Source organism: Nocardia sp. CNS-044 (assembly GCF_059570515.1).
In genome coordinates this window covers 1,249,514-1,275,825 of sequence record NZ_JCANSX010000005.1, presented here as the reverse complement: position 1 = coordinate 1,275,825, position 26,312 = coordinate 1,249,514, and the positions used below count along the sequence as shown (strand labels likewise).

At 70.7% G+C, this 26,312-nt stretch carries 8 protein-coding genes and 1 pseudogene; 5 read left to right on the top strand and 4 right to left on the bottom strand.

The features are described from left to right. Positions 1–3: 3 nt before the first annotated feature. The 3 genes from T333_RS06740 to T333_RS06730 form a co-directional block, all read right to left on the bottom strand. Entirely contained in the window at positions 4–16,761 is a 16,758-nt protein-coding gene (locus T333_RS06740; RefSeq protein ID WP_496423929.1) for an amino acid adenylation domain-containing protein, read from the bottom strand. Positions 16,762–16,989: 228 nt separating this feature from the next. Continuing rightward, positions 16,990–17,973, bottom strand: a complete 984-nt coding sequence (locus T333_RS06735; RefSeq protein ID WP_355000197.1) for a LuxR C-terminal-related transcriptional regulator — start codon at positions 17,971–17,973, stop codon at positions 16,990–16,992. A 236-nt stretch (positions 17,974–18,209) separates the two neighbouring features. Next, on the bottom strand, positions 18,210–19,013 hold the full coding sequence (locus T333_RS06730) for a M23 family metallopeptidase (RefSeq protein ID WP_496423928.1): 804 nt from the start codon (positions 19,011–19,013) through the stop codon (positions 18,210–18,212). Positions 19,014–19,287: 274 nt separating this feature from the next. Between T333_RS06730 and T333_RS06725 the strand changes: the two genes are divergently transcribed. Both T333_RS06725 and T333_RS06720 read left to right on the top strand, forming a co-directional pair. After that, the gene (locus T333_RS06725; RefSeq protein ID WP_496423927.1) at positions 19,288–20,352 is read left to right on the top strand and encodes a nitronate monooxygenase; all 1,065 of its coding nucleotides are present in this window, start codon (positions 19,288–19,290) and stop codon (positions 20,350–20,352) included. Between the two features lie 68 nt (positions 20,353–20,420). Further along, the gene (locus T333_RS06720; protein ID WP_496423926.1) at positions 20,421–20,813 is read left to right on the top strand and encodes an SCO5389 family protein; all 393 of its coding nucleotides are present in this window, start codon (positions 20,421–20,423) and stop codon (positions 20,811–20,813) included. 164 nt (positions 20,814–20,977) lie between these two features. Here T333_RS06720 and T333_RS06715 read toward each other — a convergent pair whose 3' ends face one another. Beyond that, a complete protein-coding gene (locus T333_RS06715) occupies positions 20,978–22,441 on the bottom strand; it encodes a flavin-containing monooxygenase (RefSeq protein ID WP_496423925.1) in 1,464 nt (487 codons plus the stop codon). Positions 22,442–22,555: 114 nt separating this feature from the next. Here T333_RS06715 and T333_RS06710 point away from each other — a divergent pair, with 114 nt between their 5' ends. From T333_RS06710 to T333_RS06700, 3 genes and pseudogenes are all read left to right on the top strand, one after another. Continuing rightward, on the top strand, positions 22,556–22,948 hold the full coding sequence (locus T333_RS06710) for an ArsR/SmtB family transcription factor (protein WP_496423924.1): 393 nt from the start codon (positions 22,556–22,558) through the stop codon (positions 22,946–22,948). Between the two features lie 320 nt (positions 22,949–23,268). Beyond that, positions 23,269–24,264: pseudogene (locus tag T333_RS06705) on the top strand (cation diffusion facilitator family transporter); the annotation flags it as partial. Positions 24,265–24,421: 157 nt separating this feature from the next. Beyond that, positions 24,422–26,059 carry a long-chain fatty acid--CoA ligase gene (locus T333_RS06700; RefSeq protein ID WP_355000204.1) on the top strand — a complete coding sequence of 546 codons (1,638 nt, stop codon included), beginning with the start codon at positions 24,422–24,424 and terminating at the stop codon, positions 26,057–26,059. The last annotated feature ends 253 nt before the right edge of the window (positions 26,060–26,312 follow it).

Below are 26,312 nucleotides of genomic sequence, written 5' to 3'. Positions count from 1 at the left end.
CCATCATGCCTGACCAGCCGGATTGTGATCTTCTCCGGCCCCGGGAACCAATGACGAAAGTCTCGGTCCGATCTCGGCTAGCGCCATCTGCGAGGTCATCTCGTCGTGCGTCGTCTGAATCGGGTGATCGGCGACGACGCCGTCGACGAACGGTTGCCACTTGTTCGCCGAGGTCTCCGGGTCGATGCCGTGCACCAGGTTCGCCCCGAGGATCCGGGCGCTGAAGTACTCCAGCCTGCCCCGGAACACGCCGGGCCGATGCTCGGCGATCAGCTCCGCCGAACGGACCGCGCTGCGGTAGATGCGGCGCAGCCGTTCCGGCGTCAGCACGGCCAGCTCCGGCGGGATGGTGGCGTGCAGCGCGGCGAGCGAGGCATCGCTGAGATCGTGCACGTCACCGCCGCCGAGCAGGTCGTCGGCGCCGATGCCGATCTCGGCGAGCGCACCACGCAGCGCGTCGCGGAAATCACCGGCGCCGATGTCGTGGTGGCTGTCCAGCATGGCGAGCAGCGCGACCCGCTCCCCCGCCGCCTGCAACCGCACCGCGACCGCGTGCGCCAGGATGCCGCCGAGCGACCAGCCGAGCAGGTGGTACGGGCCCTGCGGCTGGACCGAGCGGATCTCGGCCAGGCAGCGCGCCGCCATCGCGTCGAGCGACTCGGGCAGGTAGTCGTCCTCGGAGAGCGCGGGCGACTGGAGACCGATGATCGGACGCGACCGATCCACGTACGGCACCAGGCCGGCGTAGCTCCACGAGAGTCCGGCCATCGGATAGAAGCAGAACAGCGGCTCCGCCGAACCGGTGCCGCGGATCGGCAGCAGCGGGCCGAGGGCGGCGGCCGAATCGGCCGAGTAGTCGACGCCGTTCTCCTGCGCGGTGCTGATCTTGGCGGCGAGCGCGGCGACCGTGGAGTCGGTGAAGAACCACTGCACCCGCACCTCGGCGCCGGTCAGCCCGCGCAGCCTGCCGACCACGCGGGTCGCGACCAGCGAGTTGCCGCCGAGATCGAAGAAGTCGTCGTCGGCGCCGACCCGGTCCACGCCGAGCACCTCGGCGAAGACCGCGGCGACGGCCTGCTCCATCGGCGTCGCCGGTGCGCGGTAGTCGCGGGACGCCAGCTGCGGCTCGGGCAGCGCCCGGCGATCCAGTTTGCCGCTCGCGTTCAGCGGCATCGCCGTGAGCGGCACGATCGCCGAGGGGACCATGTACGCGGGCAGCGCGGCGCGTGCGTACGCGAGGAGGTCATCGATGTCCACGGCCGAGCCGGGCACCGGAACGACGTAGGCGACCAGCCGATCGCCGGTGGCGAGCCGGACCAGCGAGACCGCGACGTGGCGCACCTCGTCGTGATCGGCGAGCACGGCCTCGATCTCGCCGAGCTCGACACGCTGACCGCGCAGCTTGACCTGGAAGTCGCTGCGGCCCAGGTATTCCAGCGCCGCGCCGTCGCCGACCGGACGCCAGCGCACCACGTCGCCGGTGCGGTAGAGCCGCTCGCCGTCCTCGTGCGCGACGAAGCGTTCCGCGGTGAGGGCGGGCGCGCCGTGGTAGCCGCGGGCCAATTGCACACCCGCGACGTACAGTTCGCCCGCCGCGCCGAGCGGCACCGGGCGCAGCTGGCGGTCGAGCACGTGCACCTTGGTGTTGGCCACCGGCGTACCGATCGGCACGGCCGAACCACCGTCCGCGTGGCCGGGGTGCGCGGTGACGACCGTCGCCTCGGCGGGGCCGTACCAGTTCACCAGCTCGGCGTCGGGCAGCGCGGCGGCGAAGGCCTCGGCCGTCTCCGCCGAGAGCGCCTCACCGGCCGCGAAGACCCGGCGCAGCGCGGGGAGATGGGCGTCCTCGTCCGCACCGTCCAGGAACGCGTCGAGCATCGAGGGCACGAAATGCACCGTGCTGACGCGATGTTCGGCGATGACCCGTGCCAGGTAGGCCGGATCGCGGTGCCCGTCGGGCTCGGCGATCAGCACCGCGGCGCCGGTCTGCAACGGCCAGAACAACTCCCACGTCGAGATGTCGAAGGTGATCGGCGTCTTGTGCAGCACCACGTCGGAGCCGTCGTGCGGGTACGCGCGCTGGGCCCAGCGGAACTGGTTGGCCATCTGCCGGTGCGTGATCGCCACGCCCTTCGGGCGGCCGGTCGAACCGGAGGTGTAGATGACGTAGGCGACGTTGTCGGCCCGCACCGGCGCATCGGCGGTCGCGACAATGCTCGGGGCGTACTCGAGCGCGTCCACCGCGACCACCGGCACACCGGTGGCCGTGCCGAAACCGGTACGCGCCGTGGTCAATACGCACACCGGCGACGCGCCCGCCAGCACGTACTCGCTGCGCTCCACCGGATGGTCCGGGTCGACCGGCACGTACGCGCCGCCCGCGCGCAGCACGGCGTAGATGGCGACGACCAGGTCGACGCTGCGCCGCATGGCCACGGCCACCAGCGATTCCGGGCCGACGCCGCGCGCGGACAGCTCCCGCGCGAGCCGCCGCGACCTGGCGTCGAGTTCGGCGTAGCTGACCTTGGTGTTGCCGAAGATCAGCGCTGTCGCGTTCGGTGTCTTGGCGAGCTGGGCGTCGAACAGCGAGAGCAACGTCGAATCGTCCAGCAGCTCGGGCACTTCGGTGGCATTGCGGGCGGTCAGCGCGGCTCGTTCCTGACCGAGCAGCGCGTCGACCTCGGCGACCCGCGCGCGCGGCTCGGCGACGAACGCGCCGATCAGCGCGGCGAGCCGGTCGGCGAGGGTCCGCGCGGCGGCCTCGTCGAACAGGTCGCGCAGGTACTTGATCCCGACGTGCAGCTGCTCGCCGAGCGCGACGATCACCGACACCGGGTAGTGCGTGCCGTCGGCGACGTGCACGCCGCTGACGCTCATGCCGTCGATCGCACTGGCGCGGCGCAATCCCTCCCGGTCCACCGGGTAGGACTCGAACACCACGAGCGAATCGAAGAGGCCGTCCACACCGATGGTGTTCTGGATCTCGCTCAGGCCCAGGTAGTGGTAGTCGAGCAGGGCCGCCTGCTCGTCCTGCAGCGTGCGAAGCAGCTCGGCGAGCGTCTGCGTCGCGTCGAGGCGCACCCGCACCGGAATGGCGTTGAGGAACAGGCCGACCATGGTCTCCACGCCGTCCAGCTCGGCGGGTCTGCCGGAGACGGTCGCGCCGAAGACCACGTCGTCACGGTCGGTGACACGGCCGATGAGCAGCGCCCACGCCGCCTGCACCACGGTGTTCACGGTGACGCCCGCGCGCGCGGCCGCGCCGGTCAGTGCCGCGGTCTGCTCGGGCGAGAAGACGAAGTCGACTTCGCCGATGCCCGCGGCGATCTCGCGGTTCGCCGCGCCGACCAGCGGGGTCGGTTCGGTGACGCCCGCCAAGGCCGAGCGCCACGCCTGGCGCGCCGCGTCCGGATCCTGTGCGACCAGCCACTCCAGGTAGTCGCGGTACGGCCGGATCTTCGGCAGATGACGGGAGCGGACGCCGAGCGCGTAGACGGTCAGCAGCTCACGCATCAGCAGCGGCACCGACCAGCCGTCGAGCAGGATGTGGTGGCTGGTCACGATCAGGTGGAACCGCTCGGTGGCCGTGCGCAGCAGCGTGAAGCGCAGCAGCGGCGCGGTTCGCATGTCGAAGTGCTGCGCCATGTCGGCGGCCTTGATCCGCTCCGCCTCGCTCGCGGCGACGGCCGGATCGAGGTGGTCGAGCGCGATCTGACGCCACGGCGCCTGGACCGAATCCGGCACCACCTGCACCGCGCGGCCGTCGCCGGTGTCGGCGAAGGCGACCCGCAGGTTGGCGTGCCGATCGAGCAGCGCCTGGGCCGCGGCGTGCAACCGCGCCGCGTCCACCCTGCCGTCGAGGTCGAGCACGAACTGCAGCATGTACGCGTCGATGGAGGCGTCGGCGAGCTGCGCGTGGAACAGCATGCCCGACTGCAACGGCGTCATCGGCCAGACGTCGCCCAGTTCGGGGTACGCGCCGCCGAACCGGTCCAGATCGGACTGGGTGAGCCGCACCAGCGGGAAGTCCGACGGCGTGTAGCCGCCCGCGCCGGGGCGCAGGGCGTGCTCGGCGAGACCGCCGAGGGCCCTGACCCAGTGCTCGGCAAAGGTTTTCACGTCGTCACCGGCGAAAACGGCTGCGGCGAAGTCGAACCTGGCGCGCAGGCCCTCGCGGGTGGCCTCCACGACGATGTCGAGCAGCAGATCCTCGGCCGCGGCGTCGGTGTGCATCTTCGCCGGGCGCACGTCCCGGTAACGCAACCGAATCAGGCCCGCGGCGGGCAGTTCGGCCGCGCCGTTGAGGTAGCGCAGCAGGCCGTAGCCGACACCGCCCGAAGGCACCGAGCGGCGCAGCTCCTTGATCTGCCCGAGCGCGACGCCCGCGGCCGGACCGCCGACCAGTGCGTCGGCGATGTCGACGCCGGACAGCACCAGCGGCAGCGGGTAGTCGGTGGTGAAGCCGCCGACCAGGTCCGAGTGCGCCCGATCGCGTGCGTCGGCGGTGAGCCGGACCACCGGACCCGCGGCGCGCGCGAGGGTTTCCTTCCCTGCCGTGCGCATGGCGATGGCCAGCGCGGTGAGCAGCACCTCGTCGACGGTGGCGTGGTAGGCCTGCGCCATCGTCGTCACCGCGGCCGCACCCTCGGAGGTGATGGTGAGCGAGACGCGCGAGCGAATCGAGAGATCGGCTCCCGCAGGCGGTTCCGCCGTCACATCCGCCAAGGTCTGCTGCCACCAGGGCAATTCGGCGAGCGTCGCCGGGTCCTCGGCCTTCGCGGCGAGGGCGCGCAGCACCGTGCCGAGACCGGATTCGGTCGCCTCGGGCGCGGCGTGGCGGTGCCGCGACCAGCCCGCGGTGAGCTGATCGATGACGGTGCGCCACGAGTGGTCGTCCAGCACGAGCCCGTTGGCGACGACGACCAGTTGGGCGGCCGTGTCCGGACCCATGCGGACGAACCGGATGTTGCGCCCCTGCGTCGGGTCGAGCGCCGCGGCGGCGGCCTGCACCACGTCGTCCAGCGGGACGGCGGCGGCCGCGGTGTCCTCCAGCAGGTAGAACGGCTGGTCGTCCGGCGTCGGCGCGGCGGGCAGGTCGAAGGCCGCGGGAACGCCGTCGGCCGCCGGGCGCAGCCGCACCCAGAGCATCGGATTCTGCTGCAGCACCGCGTCGATCGCGGCCCGCACCATCGGCACCGGGCGGTCGGCGGGCACGTCGAGCACGATCGCGCGCACCTCGACACCGTCCGGCCGCGCCGCGAGCAGGCGGGCGGCCTCCGGGGTCAGCGGCAGCTCGCCGGTCTGCTCGGCGACGGCGGCTGCGGCCGAGGTGGCGACCGTGGCGAGCGCCGCGACGGTGCGCGCCTCGAAGACGTGGCGTGGGGTGAACAGCACGCCCTTGGCCCGCGCCCGCGCCACCACCTGGATGGAGACGACGCTGTCGCCGCCGAGGGCGAAGAAGTCGTCGTCGACGCCGACGCGCTCGATGCCGAGCACCTCGCCGATGACCGACGCGATGACCTCTTCCTCCGCCGTGCGCGGCGCGCGGTACTCGCGGGTCGGCAGCACCGGCTCGGGCAGCGCCGACCGGTCCACCTTGCCGACCGAGGTGAGCGGCAGCTCGTCGAGCACCACGACCGCCGCGGGCACCATGTAATCCGGCAGCTGGTGGCCCAGCTGCGCGACGAGCGCGTCGGGGTCGAGCCGCGCGCCATGGAGCGGCACCACGTAGGAGACGAGAGTCGTCGCGCGCCCGCCGGTTTCGCGGCCGACGGTGATCGCGAAGTCGACGCCGGGCTGCGCGGTGAGCGCGGCGTCGATCTCGCCGAGCTCGATGCGGAAACCGCGGACCTTCACCTGGAAGTCGGTGCGGCCCCGGTACTCCAGCTCGCCGTCGGCGTTCCAGACCACCAGGTCGCCGGTGCGGTACATCCGCGCGCCCGCGTCGCCGGAGACCGCCGCGGCGATCGGATCGGCGACGAAGCGGTCGGCGGTGAGACCGGGACGCGCGAAGTAGCCGCGCGCCAATTGCGCACCGGCCAAGTACAACTCGCCGGGCACGCCCGCGGGGACGGGGCGCAGCATGGCGTCGAGCACGTAGACACGGCTGTTCCACTCCGGCACGCCGATCGGGACGGAGCCCGCATCGGCATCGGTGACCGGGTGGTTGGTGATGGACACCGCCGCCTCGGTCGGACCGTACAGGTTGAACAGCTCGGTGCCGCCCGCGCGGACCCGCTGGGCCAGCGCGGCGGGCAGCGCCTCGCCGATCGCCAGCACCCGCCGCAGCGACTCGGGCAGCCGCCCTTCGGAGTCGGTGAGCAGCGCGTCGAGCATCGACGGAACCACATGCAACGTGGTCACACCCGTCGAACGCATCAACGCGTTCAAATACGACGGATCCCGATGGCCATCGGCGGAGGCGACGACGAGGCGACCACCGCTGACCGCCGCGGACCAGAACTCCCACACCGACAAGTCGAACGTCGCCGCCGTCTTCAGCAGCACCACGTTCTCGCTGTCGAGACCGAATTCGTCCGACTTCCACAACAACTGGTTCACGATCGCCGCGTGCGGCACCGCCACACCCTTGGGCTGACCCGTCGAACCCGACGTGAAGATCACATACGCCGTATTCGCCGCAACCAGAACACCATTGCGCTCGTTCGCCGCGATCGGCGCGGGTGAGAAGGCCGTCAGGTCCAGCGTCTCCAGCGACACGGTCGCCGCGGCGGTGCTGGCGAAGCCATCGGCCGCGGTGGTCAGCACGCAGCGCGGGGCCGCGGTGTCCAGGATGTAGTCGACACGCTCGGCGGGCTGACCCGGATCGATCGGCACGTACGCCGCACCGGCCTTGGCCACCGCGTACATCGCGATCACCAGATCCGTCGACCGGCGAATGGCCAACGCCACCCGATCCTCCGGACCCACACCACGACCGATCAGATACCGCGCCAACCGGTTGACCCGAGCGTCCAGCTCGGCGTAGGTCAGCTCGAGCAGGCCCGCGCCGGTGTCGGCGACGAGCGCGGGGGCATGCGGCGAACCGGCCACGGTCGCGTCGAGCAGCGACACCAGGGTCGCCGCGGAATCCACCGGGTGTCCGGTGTCGTTCCAGGACCGCAGGATTCGCTCGCTCTCCTCGGCGGAGAGCAGATCGATCTCGCCCACCGACACCGCGGCGTCGGCGATCACGGCATCCAGCACGCGCTCGAACCGCTCCGCGAAGCCGCGCACGGTGGCCTCGTCGAACAGGTCGGTGGCGTAGCTGAAGTCGGCGACCAGCTCCGCGGGCGCGCCGTCCACGGCGTAGCGGTCGGTCACCGTCAGCTGCAGATCGGTCTTGGCCAGCCTGGCGTCGAAATCCACCGCGCCGACCGTCATTCCGGGCAGCTCGAAGGTGGACTCGGCGAGGTTCTGGAACGAAAGACCGATCTGGAACAGCGGATTGCGCGCCGTCGACCGCGCCGGGTTGAGCACCTCGACGAGACGCTCGAACGGCACGTCCGCGTTGGCGAACGCCTCCAGGTCGCGTTCGCGGACCTCGGTGAGCAGGTCGGCGAACCGCTCGCCGGGGCGCACCTTGGTGCGGAACACCACGGTGTTGACGAACATGCCGATCAGGTCGTCGAGTTCGCGCTCGCCGCGACCCGCGAGCGGGGTGCCGACGGCGATGTCGTCGGTGCCCGAGAGCCGCGCCAGCAGCACCGCCAGCGCCGCGTGCACCACCATGAACAGCGAGGCGTGGTTGGCACGCGCCAGCTCGTGCAGCGCGGCGTGCCGGTCCGCCGGGATCACCGTGCGCAGCGTGGCGCCGCGGAAGGACTGCACCGGCGGCCGCGGACGGTCGGCGGGCAGCTCCAGCTGATCGGGCAGCCCGGCCAGCGCCGTGCGCCAGTAGGAGATCTGCTGAGCGGCAATGGATTCCGGATCGCTCTCGGAACCGAGCACCGCGTCGTGCCACAGCGCGTAGTCGGCGTATTGCAGGGGCAGCGGCGCGAAGCTCGGCGCCGCGCCCGCCGCTCGGGCCGCGTAGGCCGTCATGACGTCGCGGGCCAGCGGGTTCATCGAGGCGCCGTCGGCCGCGACGTGGTGCACCACGATCGCGAGGACGTGCTCGGTGGGGGCCAGCCGGAACAGCGTCACGGCGAACGGCACCTCGGTCGTCACGTCGAAGGTGGTCAACGCGAAATCGACCACCGCGGACTGCAGATCGCCCTCGGTGATGTCGATCGGGACCAATTCGGCGGGCTGCTCCGACGCGGGATGGACGAGCTGGCGCGGCGCCTCGTCCGAGCCGGGGTAGGTGGTGCGCAGCACCTCGTGCCGCGCCACCACGTCGGCGATCGCCTGGCCGAGCGCGTCGACGTCGAGCGCACCGGTCAGCCGGACCGCGAGCGGGATGTTGTCGACGGCCGACGCGGCGGTGTCGAACTGGTTGAGGAACCAGTAGCGCCGCTGCGCGGGCGAGAGCGGAATCCGCTCCGGGCGCGGACCGGCGACCAGCGCCGGTCGAGCGGGTGCGGCTCCTGGGCTCTGCGCCAGCCGCGCGGCCAGACCGGCCACGGTCGAGGCGTTGAACAGTTCGCGCACCTCGAGGCGGCCGCCGAGCGCGCTGCCGAGGCGGGCCATCACCTGGGTAGCGATGAGCGAGTTGCCGCCGAGCGCGAAGAAGTCGTCGTCCGCGCCGATCGGCTCCTCGGAACCAAGAGCCTCGCCGAACAATTCGGCGATGAGCTGCTCCAGCGGCCCGCTGGGCGCGCGGAACTCCTTGATCTGCAACTGCGGTGCGGGCAACGCGCGACGGTCCAGCTTGCCCGCCGGTGTCAGCGGGATCTCGTCGAGGACGGTGATGGCGGTGGGCACCATGTGGCGCGGCAGCGTCTCCTCCGCGAACGCGGTCAGCGTCGCGACGTCCACCAGCGCGCCGGGCGCCGCGTGCACGTAGGAGGCGAGAATCGTGCTGCCGCTGTCGAGTTCGTGTCCGACGGTGACCACGAAGTCCACGCTGTCGTGCGCCGCGAGCACCGCGTCGATCTCACCGAGCTCGATGCGGAAGCCGCGGACCTTGACCTGGAAGTCGTTGCGACCCAGGTACTCCAGATCGCCACGCGAGGTCCAGCGGACCAGGTCGCCGGTGCGGTACATGCGCGAGCCGCCCGCGGCGAACGGATCCGCGACGAAGCGGCTCGCCGTAAGGCCGGACTGGCCGCCATAGCCGCGCGCCAGCTGCGCGCCCGAGACGTACAGCTCACCCGCCACGCCGGTCGGCACCGGGCGCAGCCGCTCGTCGAGCACGTACGCGGCGATGCCGCGGATCGGCGCGCCGATGGTCACCGGCAAGTCCGGCATCATCGACGACGTCACGTTGGTCATGACCGTCGCCTCGGTCGGACCGTAGGCGTTGAAGAACTGCCGCATGCCGTGCGCGACCGGAATCACCCAGCGCCGCACCAGTTCCGGCGGACACGCCTCGCCGCCGGTGATCAGCACGCGCAGTTCGTCCAGACCGGCCGGGTCCATGGACGCCAGCGCCGCGGGCGTGACGAACGCGTGCGTCACCCGCTCGCGGCGCAACAGCTCCGCGAGACCGGCGCCGCCGTAGACCTCCGGCGCGGCGACCACCATCGTCGCGGCGCCGCCCACCGCGAGCAGCAGCTCGAGCACCGAGGCGTCGAAGGACGGGGACGCGAAGTGCAGCGTCCGCGAACCGGGCGTCACCCGGTAGCGCTCGCGCTGTTCGTCGCAGAAGCCCGAGAGACCGGCGTGTGTGACGACGACACCCTTGGGCGTGCCGGTCGAGCCGGAGGTGTAGATGACGTAGGCCGGGTGCTGGGGCCGCAGCGGACGCACCCGGTCGGCGTCGGCGATCGGCTTGGCCGAGTACACCGCGAGCCCGCTGACGAATTCGATGTCGTCGAGCAGCAGCCATTCGACGAGCCCCGGCAGCGCCCGCTGGGCGTCGGAGACCGTCAGACCGAGCACCGCGCCCGAATCCTTGACCATGTGGCCGATGCGCTCGGCCGGGTAGTTGGTGTCCACCGGCACGAAGGCGGCGCCGGTCTTGGCCACCGCCCAGACCGCGAGCACCGACTCGACCGAACGCGGAATGCCAACGGCCACCACGTCGTCCGGGCCGATGCCGCGATCGATGAGCAGCCGGGCCAGCAGCGTCGAGCGCAGATCCAGGTCGGCGTAACGGAGTTGGGCGTAATGCTCGGCGGCGTCGGCGACCACGACGGCGATGCCGTCCGGGTTGGTCTGCACCGCGGTGCGCAGCAGCTGCGGCAGCGTGATGTCGCGCGACACCGGAATACGGTTGGGGCGCAACCGGTCCCGCTCGACCGGCTCGAGCAGGTCGATCGCGCCGACGCGCTGGTGCGGGTCGGCGGCGACCGCGCTGGCCACCATGGCGAGGCGGCGCGCGAACGAACGCACGGTCGCCTCGTCGAAGATGTCGATGGCGTAGGTGAAGACGGCGGCCAGCTCGGCGGGCGAACCGTCCTCGCGGTGGCGCGGCTCGACGTTCAGCAGCAGGTCGAACTTCGCCGCGATCGACTCCGAGTCCAGCACGCCAACGGTCAGGCCGGGCAGCTCCAGGGTCGGCCGCTCCAGGTTCTGGAAGGCCAGAACCGCTTGGAACAGCGGGTTGTTCGTGCCCGCGCGACCGGGTGCGACGGTCTCGACGACGCGCTCGAACGGGATGTCGGCGTTGGCGAACGCCGTCAGATCCGTCTCCCGCGCCGCCTGGACCAGTTCGGCGAAAGTGGCGTCGGGATCGACGGCGGTGCGCAGCGTCAGGGTGTTGACGAACATGCCGACCAGGTCGTCGAGCGCGCGGTCGCCGCGGCCGGCGATCGGAGTGCCGATGGCGACGTCCGAGTCGCCGGTGAGGCGCGCGAGCAGCACGGCGAGCACGGCGTGCAGCACCATGAACAGCGACGAGTTCTGCTCCCGCGCGAGGCGGGCGAGTTCGCCGTGCACGTCCGCGGGCAGCCGGAAGCCGACCGAGGCGCCGCGCATCGACGGCACCGGCGGGTGCGGGCGGTCCTGCGGCAGCGCCGCGGCGCCGGTGAGACCGGCGAGCTGTTCCGACCAGTACGCCAATTGCCGTGCGGCGACGGAGTTCTCGTCCTCCACCACGCCGACGACTTCGCGCTGCCACAGCGCGTAGTCGGCGTACTGCACGGTCAGCGGCGCCCAGCCCGGCGCCTCGCCCTCGGTGCGGGCGATGTAGGCGGTCATGAGGTCGCGGGCGAGCGGCGCGAGCGAGGCGCCGTCGGCGGCGATGTGGTGCGTGACGAGGACGAGCAGGTGCTTGTCCGGAACGCCGCCGTTGAGCAGCGCGATCCGCACCGGCGGCCGCTCGGTGACGTCGAAGCCGCCCGACATGAGTTCGACGACGCGGCCCATGATGTCGGTCGGCTGCTCCACCGCGAGCCCGCCGGGCAGCGTGTCGGCGACGGTCGAGATCTCTTGGTGCGGAAGCTCGCCCGCGGCGGACACGGGGTAGCTGGTGCGCAGCGCCTCGTGCCGCTCCAGCACGTCGAGCACGGCCTGTTGCAGCGCGGCCACGTCGAGCCTGCCCGCGAGCTGGATGGCGAACGGGATGTTGTAGGCCGCCGAATCCGGGTCGATCTGGTTGATCACCCACATGCGCTGCTGGGCGAGCGAGAGCGGCACCAGGTCCGGACGGACAGCGGCCACGAGCGGCGGCCGGGCGTCGCCGGGCTCGCCAGGCACGACGCGCGCGGCGAGCGCGGCCACCGTGGGAGCCTCGAACAGTTCGCGGACCTCGATGTTCGCGTCCAATGCCGCGTTCAGCCTGGCCACCACCCTGGTGGCGAGCAGCGAGTTGCCGCCGAGCGCGAAGAAGTCGTCGTCGAGGCCGATCTCGTTCGCGCCGAGCAGGGCCGCGAACACCTCGGCGACGGTCTGCTCGATGGGCGTGCTGGGCGCGCGGAACTCCGAGCCGCCGCCGAACACGGGCGCGGGCAGTGCCTTGCGGTCCAGCTTGCCGGAGGGGTTCAGCGGGAAGGCGTCCAGCACGACCAGCGCCGCGGGCACCATGTAGCCGGGCAGCACGGCCGCGAGCTCCTTGCGCACGGCCTCGGCTTCGAGCGACGAATCCGGCTCGGCGACAACGTAACCCACCAGCTGATCACCGGCGTGCGGATCGGTGCGCAGCACGACCACCGACTGTGCGACACCCGGCTGCGCCAGCAGCGCCGCCTCGATCTCGCCCAGCTCGATACGCAGACCACGCAGCTTCACCTGGAAGTCGGTGCGGCCCAAGTACTCCAGCTCACCGTTCGCGTTCCAGGTCACCAGGTCACCGGTGCGGTACATACGCGAACCAGCGGCGCCGTAAGGATTGGCGACGAAGCGATCCGAAGTGAGGTCGCTGCGGCTGAGGTAGCCCAGCGCCAGCTGATCGCCCGCCAGATACAGCTCACCCGCGACACCCGGGGCGACGGGGTGCAAACGCGAATCCAGCACGTACAGCTGGGTATTCCACACCGGACGGCCGATCGGCACCGAGGTCTCGTCGGCGTCGATCACCTCGTGGTAGGTGACGTCGACCGCGGCCTCGGTCGGGCCGTACAGGTTGTGCAGGCGCGCACCGGTCAGCTCACGCAGGCGCTGTGCGGTCGGCGCGGGCAGGGCTTCACCCGAGGCGAACACCTGACGCAGCGGCGGCACCGGCGCACCGTCGGCCAGCGTCGAGACGAACACCGAAAGCATGGAGGGCACGAAATGCGCCGTGGTGACGTTCTGTTCGAGCATCACCGTGGCCAGGTACAGCGGGTCGCGGTGACCGTCCGGCTTCGCCACGACCAACCGCGCACCGACCTGCAAGGGCCAGAAGAACTCCCACACCGACACGTCGAAGGTGGCCGGAGTCTTCTGCAACACCACGTCGTCGGCGCCGAGCGGGTACTCGTACTGCATCCACAGCAGGCGGTTCACGATCGCGGCGTGGGTGACGGCCACGCCCTTCGGGCGGCCGGTGGAACCCGAGGTGAAGATGACGTACGCGGTGTCGCCCGGCCGAATCGGGCGCGCCCGTTCGAAATCCGAGATCGGCGCGGATTCGTAGCCGTCGAGTTCGAGCGCGTCCACCGCGAGGACGGGCGCGGCGGAGGTGTCGAAACCGTCCCGCTGGGTGGTGAGGACCAGGGCGGGACGGGCCGTCTCCAGGACGTAGTCCACGCGCTCGGCGGGCTGGTCCGGGTCGAGCGGAACGTAGCCCGCGCCCGCCTCCAGCACCGCGTACATCGCGACGACCAGCTCGGTCGAGCGTCGAATAGCCAGCGCCACAAGCGAACCGGGACCGACACCGGCGGCGAGCAGCAGCCGGGCCATGCGGTGCACCCGGGCGCCGAACTCCGCGTAGGTAAGCCGCTCGTCCTCGAACACCAGCGCGGTCGCGTACGACGTCGCGGCCCGGCGGCGCTCGAACAGCGAGACCAGGGTGGCGGCGGGCACCGGGTACGCGGTGTCGTTCCAGCCGGTGAGCACCGCGGCGCGCTCCTCCGGCGCGAGCAGGTCGATGTCGCCGATCACGGCGGTGGGATCGCCCGCGATCGCCGCGAGGACCAGCGCGAATCGGTCGGCGAACCCGCGCACCGTCGCGGGATCGAAAAGGTCTGTGGCGTAGGTGATCTCGGCCGAGATGCCCGCGGGGGCACCACTGGAATCGACCCGCTCGGCCATCGAGAGTTGCAGATCGAACTTGGCCAACGGCACCGTCATGTCCACGCCGGACACGGTCAGGCCGGGCAATTCCAGTTCGGTGCGTGCCAGATTCTGGAAGGTCAGCATCACCTGGAACAGCGGGTGCCGCGCCGCCGAGCGCACCGGGTCGAGCAGCTCGACGAGCCGCTCGAACGGCAGGTCGGCGTGCCCGAAGGCGGCGAGATCGCCCTGCCGGACCGCAGCGAGCAGCTGATCGACCGTCGCGGCCGGGTCGACATCGTTGCGCAGCACGAGCGTGTTGACGAACATGCCGATCAGATCGTCGAGCGCGGCGTCACCGCGGCCGGCGACCGGCGTGCCGATGGCGATGTCCCTGGTGCCCGACAGCCGAGCCAGCAGCACCGCCAACGCGCTGTGCACCACCATGAACAGCGTCGCGTGATGGCGTTGGGCCACCCCGGCGAGCGCGGTGTGCAGTTCGGCGTCGATCTCGAAGCGCAGCACATCGCCGCGGTAGGAGGCGACCGACGGACGCGGACGGTCCGCGGGCAGCTCCAATTGTTCGGGCAGCCCGGCCAATTCCGCGCGCCAGAACGCGACCTGCTCGGCGAGCACCGATTCCGGGTCGTCCTCCGCGCCGAGCACCTCGCGCTGCCACAGCGTGAAGTCGGCGTACTGCACCGCGAGCGGCGCGAGCTGGGGCGCGCGCCCGGCGACGCGGTCCGCGTAGGCGGCCATCAAGTCGCGGGTCAGCGGGCCCATCGAGAAACCGTCGCCCGCGATGTGGTGCACCACGCAGACCAGCACGTGCTCGGTCTCGCTCAACGCGAGCAGGCGCAGCCGGATCGGCGCCGCCGCGGTCACGTCGAAGCCCTCGGTCACGGCCGCCGCCACCAGGTCGAACACCTCGGCCTCGGTGGCGGTCTCGGCGACCAGCTCGGGCAGCGCGCGCGGGTCGTCGGCGGGCAGCACGAGCTGGTAACCGGCGCCGTCGAATTCGGGGTAGACGGTGCGCAGCACCTCGTGCCGCTGCACGAGGTCACGCACCGCCGCGCCGAGCGCGGTCACATCGAGCGCACCCGAAAGCCGCACGGCGACCGGGATGTTGTTGACCCCGCTGGCCGGATCGAAGCGGTTCAGGAACCACATGCGCTGCTGGGCGTACGACAGCGGGATCCGCTCCGGACGCGGCTGCGGCTCCAGCGCGCGGCCGAGCGCCGACCCGGCATGCTGCTCCAGCAGCGCGGCAAGCCCGGCCACCGTGGAGGCGTCGAAGAGCAGCTGCATCGGCACCCGCGTCCCGAGGGCCGTGCCGATCCGCGCGATGGCCTGGACGGCGAGCAACGAGTTACCGCCCAGGTCGAAGAAGTCGTCGTCCGCGCCGACGCGGGCGTCCGGGTCGTCCGTCAGCAGCAGGGCCGCGAACACCTCGGCGACGATCTCTTCGGTCGGGGTCGCGGGCGCGCGGTACTCCTTGACCGCGAAGACGGGCTCGGGCAACGCGTTCCGATCCAGCTTGCCGACCGGCGTGAGCGGGATCTCGTCGAGCACCATGATCACCGCGGGCACCATGTAGCCGGGCAGCGACCGGCCGACGAACTCCGTGAGCGCGTCGGTGTCCACGCTCGCGCCGGGCCGCGCCAGCACGTACGACACCAGCGCGGTCGCGCCCGAGGGCAGCGACCGGCCGAGCGTCGCGGCGAAGTCGATGTCCGGGTGGGCGGTCAGCGCGTTGTCGATCTCGCCGAGCTCGATGCGCAGGCCGCGGATCTTCACCTGGAAGTCCGAGCGGCCCAGATACTCGATGGTGCCGTCGATCTCACTGCGGCGCACCAGGTCACCGGTGCGATACAACCGCGAGCCCACCGGATCGGACTCCCCGCCGAACGGGCTGGCCACGAAGCGTTCCGCGGTGAGGCCGGGACGGTTCAGGTAGCCCTGCGCCAGCGCGGGGCCGGAAAGGTACAGCTCGCCGACGACACCGGCGGGCACCAAACGCATCCCGCTGTCCAACACGAACGCGCCCATCCCGGAGATGGCCGAGCCGATGGTGATCGGCGCGTCGGCGTGCAGCGGCGCGGTGCTGGTGGCGACGATGGTGGCCTCGGTCGGGCCGTAGGCGTTGTAGACCTCGCGCGTGCCGTCGGCCCAGCGGGCGACCAGTTCCGGGCCGATCTTCTCGCCGCCGGCGATCACGACGCGCAGGTCGTCGAGTCCGGTGGGGTCCACCGACTGCAACGCACCGGGGGTCATCAGCATGTGCGTGACACCCTCGCGGCGCAGCAGATCCGTGAGTTCGTCGCCGCCGTACACCTTCGGCGGCGCGATCACCAGGGTCGCGCCCGCCGCGAAGGTCAGCAGCATTTCGAACACGGACGCGTCGAAGTTCGGCGACGCGACGTGCAGCATCCGCGAGTCGCCGTCGAACCCGAAGTGGTCGCGTTCGGCGGCCACCAGACCCGCGAGACCGGTGTGGGTGACGACGACGCCCTTCGGCTTACCGGTCGATCCGGAGGTATAGATGATGTAGGCCGGGTGGCGCTCGTCCAGCGCGCGAACCCGGTCGGCGTAGGTGATGGGCCGCTCTTCCCGGTGCAGGATGCGCTCGGCCACCACCGGGTCGTCCAGCTCGATCCAGTAGACGCCGGTGCCTAGCGCCCGTCGGTGCGCCGAGGTGGTCAGGCCGAGCGCGGCCCCGGAGTCGGAGACGATGTGCGCGATGCGGTCCGGCGGGAAGCTCGGATCCACCGGAACGTAGGCCGCGCCGGTCTTGGCGATGGCCCAGACTGAGAGCACCGACGCGACGGACCGCGCGATACCGATGGCCACCACGTCGCCGGGGCCGATGCCCCGCTCGATCAGTTCCCTGGCCAGCCGAGACGAGTCCTCGTCCAGCTGACGGTAGGTCAACTCGACTGCGGTCTCGGGGTTGTTGGCGGGGTCGAAACGCACCGCCACCTCATCGGCCGCGGACTCCACCGCGGCAGTGAGCAACTGCCCGAACAGGAGACTACCTGGCCTGCGGCGACGACTACCACGCGTAGAGCGACGGGCAGTTTCCATTCGAGCGTATTCACCTCTCGCGTCGAGCTATCACCGCACGACCGAAAGCAGATCAGTCCCCGCCCATCCTGAACTGCCGTGGGTCGGCGCGGTCCGAGCAATCACATCAGTGTAGGCGGGCGGCCGCAACAGGCCGACCGGTCTGATCTACTCGGTTACCAGACCAATCGTTGACGCTTGCGCCGCGTTACACCCTGGTCGAGGCTACCTTCACCCTTTTGTGGCAGCTCACAGCCACCCTCGGCGGGTGGCTTGTACACCGGCCTGGAAGCGAGTACTCGCACCGAGGCGTTCCAACAGGCGGGCGGTGCGGCGGACCACCGTGCGGCGGGACATGCCGAGCCTGCGGGCGATCGTGTCGTCGGTGGCGCCGAGGCCCATGAGGGTGAGGATCGCTTTGTCGCGGTCGTCGAGTTCGTCGGCGCTCGGGTTCACCGAGATCGGCGCGGCCAGTGACCACAGCACGTCGAAGGTGCGCACCAGCAGGCGCAGCGCCGGGGATCCGGTGAAGCGCAGACCCATCGGGTCGGGACGGCGTTCGTCGGCGTGCAGCACCAGGTTCGCCCGCTCGTCGTCGACGATGATCAGTTTGAACGGCGGTTCGGGCAGCGTGCGCGCTTGAGCGCCGCTTGCGTTGGTGGACAGCGCATGCCGTAGTCGTTCCGCGTCCTGGTAGATCGTGTCCTGGTAGAGGGTCTGATAGCGGATGCCCTCGCCGAGCCTGGCCCGCTTCAGCAGGTATTGCTGGTTCTCGCGCTCGATGTCGCTGAGGTAGGGGCCGCGTTCGATGATCTTGACCGAGGTGCGCGCCGAGGTCTGCATCTCCTCGAAGTCGGCCAGCATCTCCAGGCGTTCGAAGACCGGGACCACAGATCCGTTGCCGCGCGGCGAACGTCGCACCGAGCGGAACGTCTCGCTGAGACGCGCTGCCGCGGCGTGCATCTGGTTGATCTCGTGCTGGCGGCGCCGAGCCTCGGTCTCGGACAACGATTCCGGGGCGTGCGCGTCCCAAACCGGTTCACCTTCGGCATCTTCGAGCCGGACCGCGGCCTGCAACGCACAGAGAAGTTCGAGGGTGGCGGCGGCCTCTTCCGGCGTCACGTCGAGGTAGCGCGCGATATCGGCGAGGCCGGATCGGGGGTGGTGCACCAGCACGGCGTAGGCGCGCCCGTGCGGTGATCCCGGCTCGAAGATATCGCCCAGATCGGTCACGAAGCGAGCCTAACGGGCGCTGTCGGACGCCAGTCCGACGTCAACCGGCGCACGGCCAGAGCGAAGGCGGCGGTACCCCAAATCGATACTGCCGAACGCCGATCCGTCGTCAATCCGCGCATGGCCGCAGCGAAGGCGGAAGTACGCCCGACCGGCGCTGCCGACGGCGGGATCAGACCGCGGATGGCCGCGGCGGAGGCGGAGCTACGCCTGAATCGCACTGGTGGACAGCGGAATCAGTGGGCGGAGGGGCCCCAGTGCATCGGGACGCCCTTGGAAGCGAGGTACGGCAGCGGGTCGATCTTCGCGCCGCTCTGGTCCCAGATCTCCAGGTGCAGGTGCGGGCCGGTGGACTGGCCGCGGTTGCCGACGGAGGCGATCACGTCGCCAGCGCGGACCCGCTGGCCCTCGGCGACATACATGTCGTTGACGTGGCCGTAGACGGCGGTGGTGCCGTCGTCTTGCAGCACCCGCACCCACAGGCCGAAGCCGGAGGCGGGACCCGCCTCGATGACGGTGCCGTTGCTGACCGAGTGGATCGGCGCGCCGAGCTGGTCGGCGAAGTCGATGCCGTAGTGGAACTGGCCCCAGCGGGTGCCGTAGCCGGAGCTGATCGCGCCGGCGACCGGGCGCACCGCGGGCGCGGGAGCGACCTGCTGGTGCACGCCCTTGAGGATGTCCTCGACCTGGGCCAGCGGGCCAGCGATCTCGGGCGGCAGGTTGTTGAAGCCGAACGGGGCGGCGACGGGCGCGGCCACCTGGGTCGCCTCCGGCGCGGGGGCAGCGATCTCGGCGACCGGCGCCGCGACCTGCTTGGCCGCCGCGACGTTCTGGATCTCGGCGGTGCCCTTGAAGGTGATCTCGTCCGCGGCCTGGTCGGCGTCACGCGAAGGCGCCAGCGGGGAGGCGTTGGCGATGGCCGGGGCGACCTGGGCGACACCGCCGATCAGCGCACCGGCGGCGACGGCCGCACCCGCGGCCGCACGAACCCGCTCGACCTGCGACGACTCGGCGCGGTGCCGCGTCGGCCGACCCGTCACGCCATCGCCGATGAGGCTCTCGACCGTAATGGAACTGGGGCCTACCCGGTGCTGCGACAATGCTTCGTCCTAGCGTCCGACTACATTTCGGAACGAAGGCCGCCGCGTCGCGAACGAGATACCGGTGAAGTCGTGAGGCCCGAGGGCTCAGATTTCCCGGTGACCGAAGTTTGTAACGTTTCGGCATCCGTTGTGACGGGAACTCTACCCTGTCGTGACCATTCCGCAACCTTCGATCGCGAAGTCGCAGGTGAGGGCTGGATCACAGGTCTCGATGGGCGAGACTTGGACCGTGATCATCGACGAATTGCGCGTCCCGATCGTGCTCGCCCCGATGGCGGGCGGCCCGTCCACCCCCGAGCTGACCGCCGCGGTCGCGGAAGCGGGCGGACTCGGCGTGCTGGCCGCCGGTTATCTGAGCGCGGCCGACACCGCCGCCCGGATCGCCGCCACTCGCACCCTGACCGACGCGCCGCTCGGCGTGAACCTTTTCGCGCCGGGACCGCCGACCCCGCCCGCCGAGTACGCGGACTACCTCGCCGAACTCGGCGCCGACCACGAGCTCGGCGCGGCGAAGCACGACACCGACGACTGGGACGCCAAGCTGGACCTGCTCGTAGAGTCGCCGGTCGCGGCCGTCACCTGCACCTTCGGCTGCCCCACCGCCGCCGAGGTGAACCGGCTGCACGCGGTGGGCTCGGAGGTCTGGGTGACCGTCACCTCGGTCGCCGAGGCCGAGACCGCGGTGGCGGCGGGCGCCGACGTGCTGATCGCCCAGGGCGCCGAGGCGGGCGGGCACCGCGCCACCTTCGTCGACCGGGTGGCCGACGACGCCGCCGATCCGCTCGGCCTGCTCGCCCTGCTGCAACTGCTCACCGCCGCGGTGGACCTGCCGATCGTCGCCGCGGGCGGCATAGCGACCGGCGCGGGCATCGCCGCCGCGCTCGCCGCGGGCGCGTCGGCCGCGCAGCTCGGCACCGTCTTCCTGCGCTGCCCCGAGGCGGGCACCAACCCGGTGCATCGCGCCGCACTGCCGAGCACCGCCGCGACCATGCTGACCCGCGCCTTCACCGGACGGCGCGCCCGCGGCCTGCGCAACGAGTTCATGGACTCGCACAGCGCGACGGCGCCCGCCGCGTATCCGGAAATCCACTACGCGACAGGGCCGTTGCGGGCCGCCGCTCGCGCCGCGGGCAACCCCGAGGAAGTGAACCTGTGGGCTGGCCAAACCCAAGCGCTGACGCCGGAGCTACCCGCCCGCGAACTGATCGCCGAGCTGGCCGTCGCGACGAAAACCGCACTGAACTCGGCACTTTCGCGACGAATCCAGGATTGTTGACAACCACTTTCGATTAGACTTCAGGGGCATCGCACCGCCATCCACCCCTTCCCAAGGAGGAGAGCGCTATGTCCCTCGATGTTCCCGCCGCACTGCTCGAACGCGCCGAGCGTGGCGAAGTCGACGACGCCGAATTCGTCGAATGTGTCCGGAACTCGCTGCCCTACGCCTGGGAAGTCGTGAGCCGGGTGGCCGGTGAATTGAAGTCGGGCGCGGCCGAATTCGCCGACAACGTGGTCCCGCCGCCGGACGAGGTGGCCCGGGGTCAGCTGCTGCGCGCCCTGGCCTCGGACGCCATCCGCGGCGGCCTGGAGCGGCACTTCGGTGTGAAACTCGCCTTCCAGAACTGCCACCGGGTGGCGGCCTTCCCGATCGCGGCGGTGGGCGGCGAGACCTACCGCACCTTCATCGGCACCAGGGCGCAGCTACTCAACCAGAGCCCGGAGCTGCGCAACTGCTGAGGTGTCGCTCGGGGCAGTCCTCCGTGACGCGCGCATGGCGGGATCGGAGGAACGCCTGGAGACGTGGCGCTGTCGGCGGTTGGGGCCGACAGCGCCCGTCGGACAAGGGGATTCGCCCCCGCTCGGTCGGTGCAGGAGGACGACCGAACGGGGGCGTTTCGCGTTCAGACGCCGACCCGAGCCTCGTCGTAGTCGGACGGCTCGAAAGTCCTTGTCTTCCAGCGATACAGGACCGTGGCCCCGGGCCAGTTGTTGGTGATGCGCCCCGCCGCGTTGCGGTACCAGCTGGAGCAGAAGTTCCACGGGGTGTCCTTCAGCCGCCGCTGCAGCCAGTCGTCCCACCGCTGTTCGACCTGCGCGCTGGCGGCGAGGAAGCGGCCGGGATGCTCGGCCAGATATTCCACGACCTGCCGGATGTAGCGGGCCTGCGACTCCAGCATGTAGATGATCGAGCCGGAGCCGACATTGGTGTTCGGCCCGTACATCATGAACATGTTCGGGAAGTTCGGGACCGAAAGGCCCAGGTACGCACGGGCTCCCGCGTCACCCCAGACATCGGCGAGCTTGCGGCCGCCGAGGCCGTAGATGTTCATGGGGGCAAGGAACTCGGTGCCCTTGAAACCGGTGCCGTAGACGATCACGTCGACCGGGTGCTCGACGCCGTCGGCGGTGCGGATGCCGGTCGGCGTGACGGCTTCGATCGCCGTCGTCTCCACCGTGACATTCGGCTGCGCGAGCGCGGGAAAGTACTCGTTGGAGAACAGGCCGCGCTTGCAGCCCGCCGCGTAATCGGGGGTCAGCTTCGCGCGCAATTCCGGGTCGGGGACCTGCTTTTCGCGGTGCCGGTCGGCCAGCGCGATCACCGGGGACTTGATGGCCGGGATGTCGGTCAGCGCGAGTGCGAGCACCTCGAAGAACGACCAGATCGCGAACCGCTCGGCCCACCGGCTCGGCGGAAAGTACTTGAACAGCGCGTGGTGCAGCCCGTTGTACTCGACATCCGGCTTGGGCAGCACCCAGGCCGCGGAACGCTGAAAGAGCGTGAGGTGCTCGACCTTCGGCTGGATGCGCGGAATGTATTGAATCGCACTGGCTCCGGTGCCGATGCAAGCCACCCGCTTGCCGGTCAGGTCGACCTCGTGGTTCCACTCGGCGGAGTGGAAGGCCACGCCGGTGAAGGTGTCGATGCCGGGCAGGTTCGGCAGCGCGGGCCGGGACAGCTGGCCGACCGCGGGAATCAGGACGTCGGCACTCAGCTCCGCGCCGTCCGCGGTGGTGACCCGCCAACGGGCGGTGCCCTCGTCGAATTCGGCGTCGGTGACCTCGGTGCCGAAACGGATGTAGCGGGCCAGGTCGTGCTTGCGCGCGACGCCGCGCATGTAGTCGTGGATGTCACGCTGTTCGGAAAAGCGCCGCGGCCAATCGGATTTGGGCTCGGAGGACCACGAATACAGCGGTGAGGGCACATCGCAGGCGGCGCCCGGATAGGTGTTCTCCCGCCAGACCCCACCGAGATCGGCGGCCCGTTCCAGGATGGTGAAGTTCTCCAGCCCGGCGCGCCGCAGCTCGAGCGCCATGCCGAGCCCCGCGAACCCGGCCCCGATGATGATGATGGACGGCGTTGACATGCTTCGAGGGTAAAGCGGGCGACGTCCGCCACCGAGGCATCAGCGGTCACCAAATCGACATTTTCGGCCACGCTGTCCATGGCCGCTGGGGACATGCTGTTCTATTATCTGCGTATGAATGCAGATAGCGACCAATCGCGGTTGCCGCTCGCCGAGGACCAGGTCGGGCTGGTCGTCGAGGTGTTCCGGATGCTGGCCGAGCCGACCCGCGTGCAGCTGCTGTGGGCGCTGGTCGATCGCGAGCTGTCGGTGAACGACCTGGCGGGCGCGGTCGGCAAGCCCGCCCCGTCGGTCTCGCAGCACCTGGCGAAGCTGCGGATGGCCCGGCTGGTGCGGCCGAGGCGGGCGGGCACCACGATCTTCTACAGCTTGGAGAACGAGCACGTCCGCCAGCTGGTGGTGGACGCTGTGTACAACGCCGAGCACGCCGGACCCGGCATCCCGCCGCACCACCGCGGCGACGGCGCGGTGGTCGAACTGCCGAATCGGAATCGAGCGGCGCGGTGACTCATACGAAACGGCAAGCGGGACAGAGCTCGTCGGCGGCCACCGGCGAGAACCGTGAGGCCGAGCGCCACGGGCACGAGCACGGGCCTGGGCACGGCCATGAGCACGAGCACGCCGGCGGCCCCGAGCACCGGCGCGAGCATGAGCACGACGACAGCCCCGAGCACCGGCGCGAGCACGAGCACGACCGCGAGCACGGGCACGGGCACGGGCACGGGCACGGGCACGGGCACGGGCACGGCAACGAGAACGGTTACGACCACGGTGACGAGCACGGGCACAAGCAAGGCCACGGGCATCGGCGCGGCCACGGGCATCGGCACGGCCACACGCACGCGCACGGCCACACGCACGAGGACGGCCATGGGCATGTAGGCGGCCTTCGGGGCGCGCTCCGGGAGATCTTCGTCCCGCACAGCCACGACGCCGCCGACAGCATCGACGACGCGCTCGAGGCCAGCGCGGTCGGCATCCGCGCGGTCAAGCTCAGCCTCGCGGTCCTCGGACTCACCGCCGCACTCCAGGCGGTCGTCGTCGCGGCCTCCGGGTCGGTGGCGCTGGCCGCCGACACCATTCACAACTTCTCCGACGCGCTCACCGCGGTGCCGCTGTGGATCGCGTTCGCACTCGGCAGGCGCGCGGCCACCCGCCGCTACACCTACGGCTTCGGCCGTGCCGAGGACCTCGCCGGGCTCTTCGTCGTCGCGATGATCGCGCTCTCGGCGCTGATCGCCGGGTACGAGGCGGTGCGCAGGCTGATCAATCCGGTGCCGATCGACCACCTCGGCTGGGTCGCGCTGGCCGGGCTGATCGGGTTCCTCGGCAACGAGACCGTGGCGCTCTACCGCATCCGGGTCGGGCGGCGCATCGGGTCGGCGGCCCTCGTCGCGGACGGATTGCACGCGCGCACAGACGGTTTCACCTCGCTGGCGGTGCTATTCGGCGCGGGCGGTGTGGCACTGGGCTTCCCGCTCGCCGATCCGATCGTCGGCCTGCTGATCACGCTGGCCATCCTGGCCGTGCTGCGCACCGCGGCGCGCGACGTCTTCCACCGGCTCATGGACGGGGTCGAACCGAGCCTGGTGGCGAGCGCGGAGCGGGCGCTCGCGGCCGAGCCCGGCGTCGAGGGCATCCGCAGCCTGCGCATGCGCTGGATCGGGCACCGGCTGCACGCGGATGTCGAACTGGACATCGAGCCGACTATCACCCTGGCCGACGCGCACCGTCTCGCGCACGAGGCCGAGCACACCCTCACGCACGCCGTGCCGAAGCTCGACACCGCCTTGGTACACGCGTATCCGGCCCATATCCATTGACAGCTCACGCTTTTCGACGGCCGCGCTGACCTGGGAAAACTGAGGGCATATGCCCCGGCTTTTGATTTCGGTCACGGCCGGTCGCGGTGTGACGACGGTTCGGTAGCATCGCCGATGTGACGTGGCTCATGCCGGCCACGAGGATAAGGAGTACCCGATGTTGAGCACCATGCAGGACGAGCCGCTCTCGCTCGCGACGCTGCTGAAGTACGCCGCTACCTTCCAAGGCGACAGCACCGTGTCCACCTGGACCGGCACGGGCGTGCGCACGATGACCTACCGCGAGATGGGCGCCGAGGCGGCTCGGCTGGCGAACGCGCTGCGCGGGTTCGGCATCGGCGTCGGTGATCGGGTCGGCACCTTCATGTGGAACAACAACGAGCACATGGTCGCCTACATCGCCGTGCCCGCCATGGGCGCGGTGCTGCACGCGCTCAACATCCGGCTGTTCCCCGAGCAGGTGGTCTACGTGGCCAATCATGCCGAGGACCAGGTCGTCATCGTGGACGGCACCCTGGTGCCGATGTTCGCCCAGCTTCTGCCGAACCTGAAGACGGTGCGCCACGTCATCGTCGCCAACGGCGACGCGTCCGCGTTGCAGGCTCCCGAAGGCGTGCAGGTGCACTCCTACGCCGAGCTGCTCGCCGCCCAGCCCGACACCTTCGACTTCCCGGTGATCGACGAAAAGTCCGCCGCCGCAATGTGTTACACCTCGGGCACCACCGGTGATCCGAAGGGCGTCGTGTACTCGCACCGCTCCAACTGGCTGCACGCCATGCAGGTCTGCTCCCCGATGGGCATGGGCTTCACCGGAGCCGACTACGTGCTCGCCATCGTGCCGCTGTTCCACGCCAACGCCTGGGGCCTGCCCTACGCGGCGCTGATGTCGGGCGCGAACGTGCTGATGCCGGACCGTTTCCTGCAGCCGGGACCGCTGCTGGAGATGATGGCCGACCAGCAGCCGACCTTCGCCGCGGCCGTCCCGACCATCTGGGGCGGCGTGCTGGCGGGTCTGGCCGCCAAGCCGCAGGACATCTCGCACCTGCGCACCGCGGTGGTCGGCGGTTCGGCGGTGCCGCCGTCGATGATGCGCGCCTTCCAGGAACAGCACGGCATGCGCATCCTGCACGCCTGGGGCATGACCGAGACCTCGCCGCTGGGTAGCGTCGCGCACCCGCCCGCGGGCGTCACCGGCGAGCAGGAGTGGGAATTCCGTTACACGCAGGGCCGTTTCCCCGCCAGCGTGCAGGCCCGGCTGGTCGGCGACGACGGCAGCGTGGTGCCCAACGACGGAGAATCGCTGGGCGAGTTGGAGGTTCGCGGGCCGTGGATCACCGCCTCTTACTACTCCCCCGACGGCGGGGTGATCGACCCGGACAAGTTCGACGACGGCTGGCTGCGCACCGGCGACGTCGGCAAGATCAGCCCGAACGGCTACCTCACGCTGGTGGACCGCTCCAAGGACGTGATCAAGTCCGGCGGTGAGTGGATCTCCTCGGTGGACTTGGAGAACGCCGTCATGGGCCACCCGTCCGTCGCCGAGGCCGCCGTCATCGGCGTGCCGGACGAGAAGTGGGACGAGCGGCCGCTGGTCGCGATCGTGCTGAAGGAAGGCACCGAGGCCAAGGCCGAGGAGCTGCGCGACTTCCTCGCCGACAAGTTCGCCAAGTGGCAGCTGCCCGAGCGGTGGACGTTCATCGCGGAGGTGCCCAAGACCAGCGTCGGCAAGTTCGACAAGAAGCGCCTGCGGGCCCAGTACGCGGATGGTGATCTGACCGTCACCACGCTGTCCTGAGTTGGTCGCGAAGCCCGGTTCCGTTGTGCGCCAACGGAGCCGGGCTTCGCGCTGGCAGCGAGAGGTTCCGCCCCCCGCGCGCGATCGGAATCCGGCTTCGCTGCGTGCCACCAATCAGGCCTCGCGCGGTCAGGAACCCCGGTCTCGCTGCGCGCCACCGGGTCGAGCCTTGCGCTAGTGCCGCGTCGAGAATGGCCGCGTTGCCGACCGAAGGCCCCTTCATCCCGCCAAACCGACTGGAGTGACCTTCATT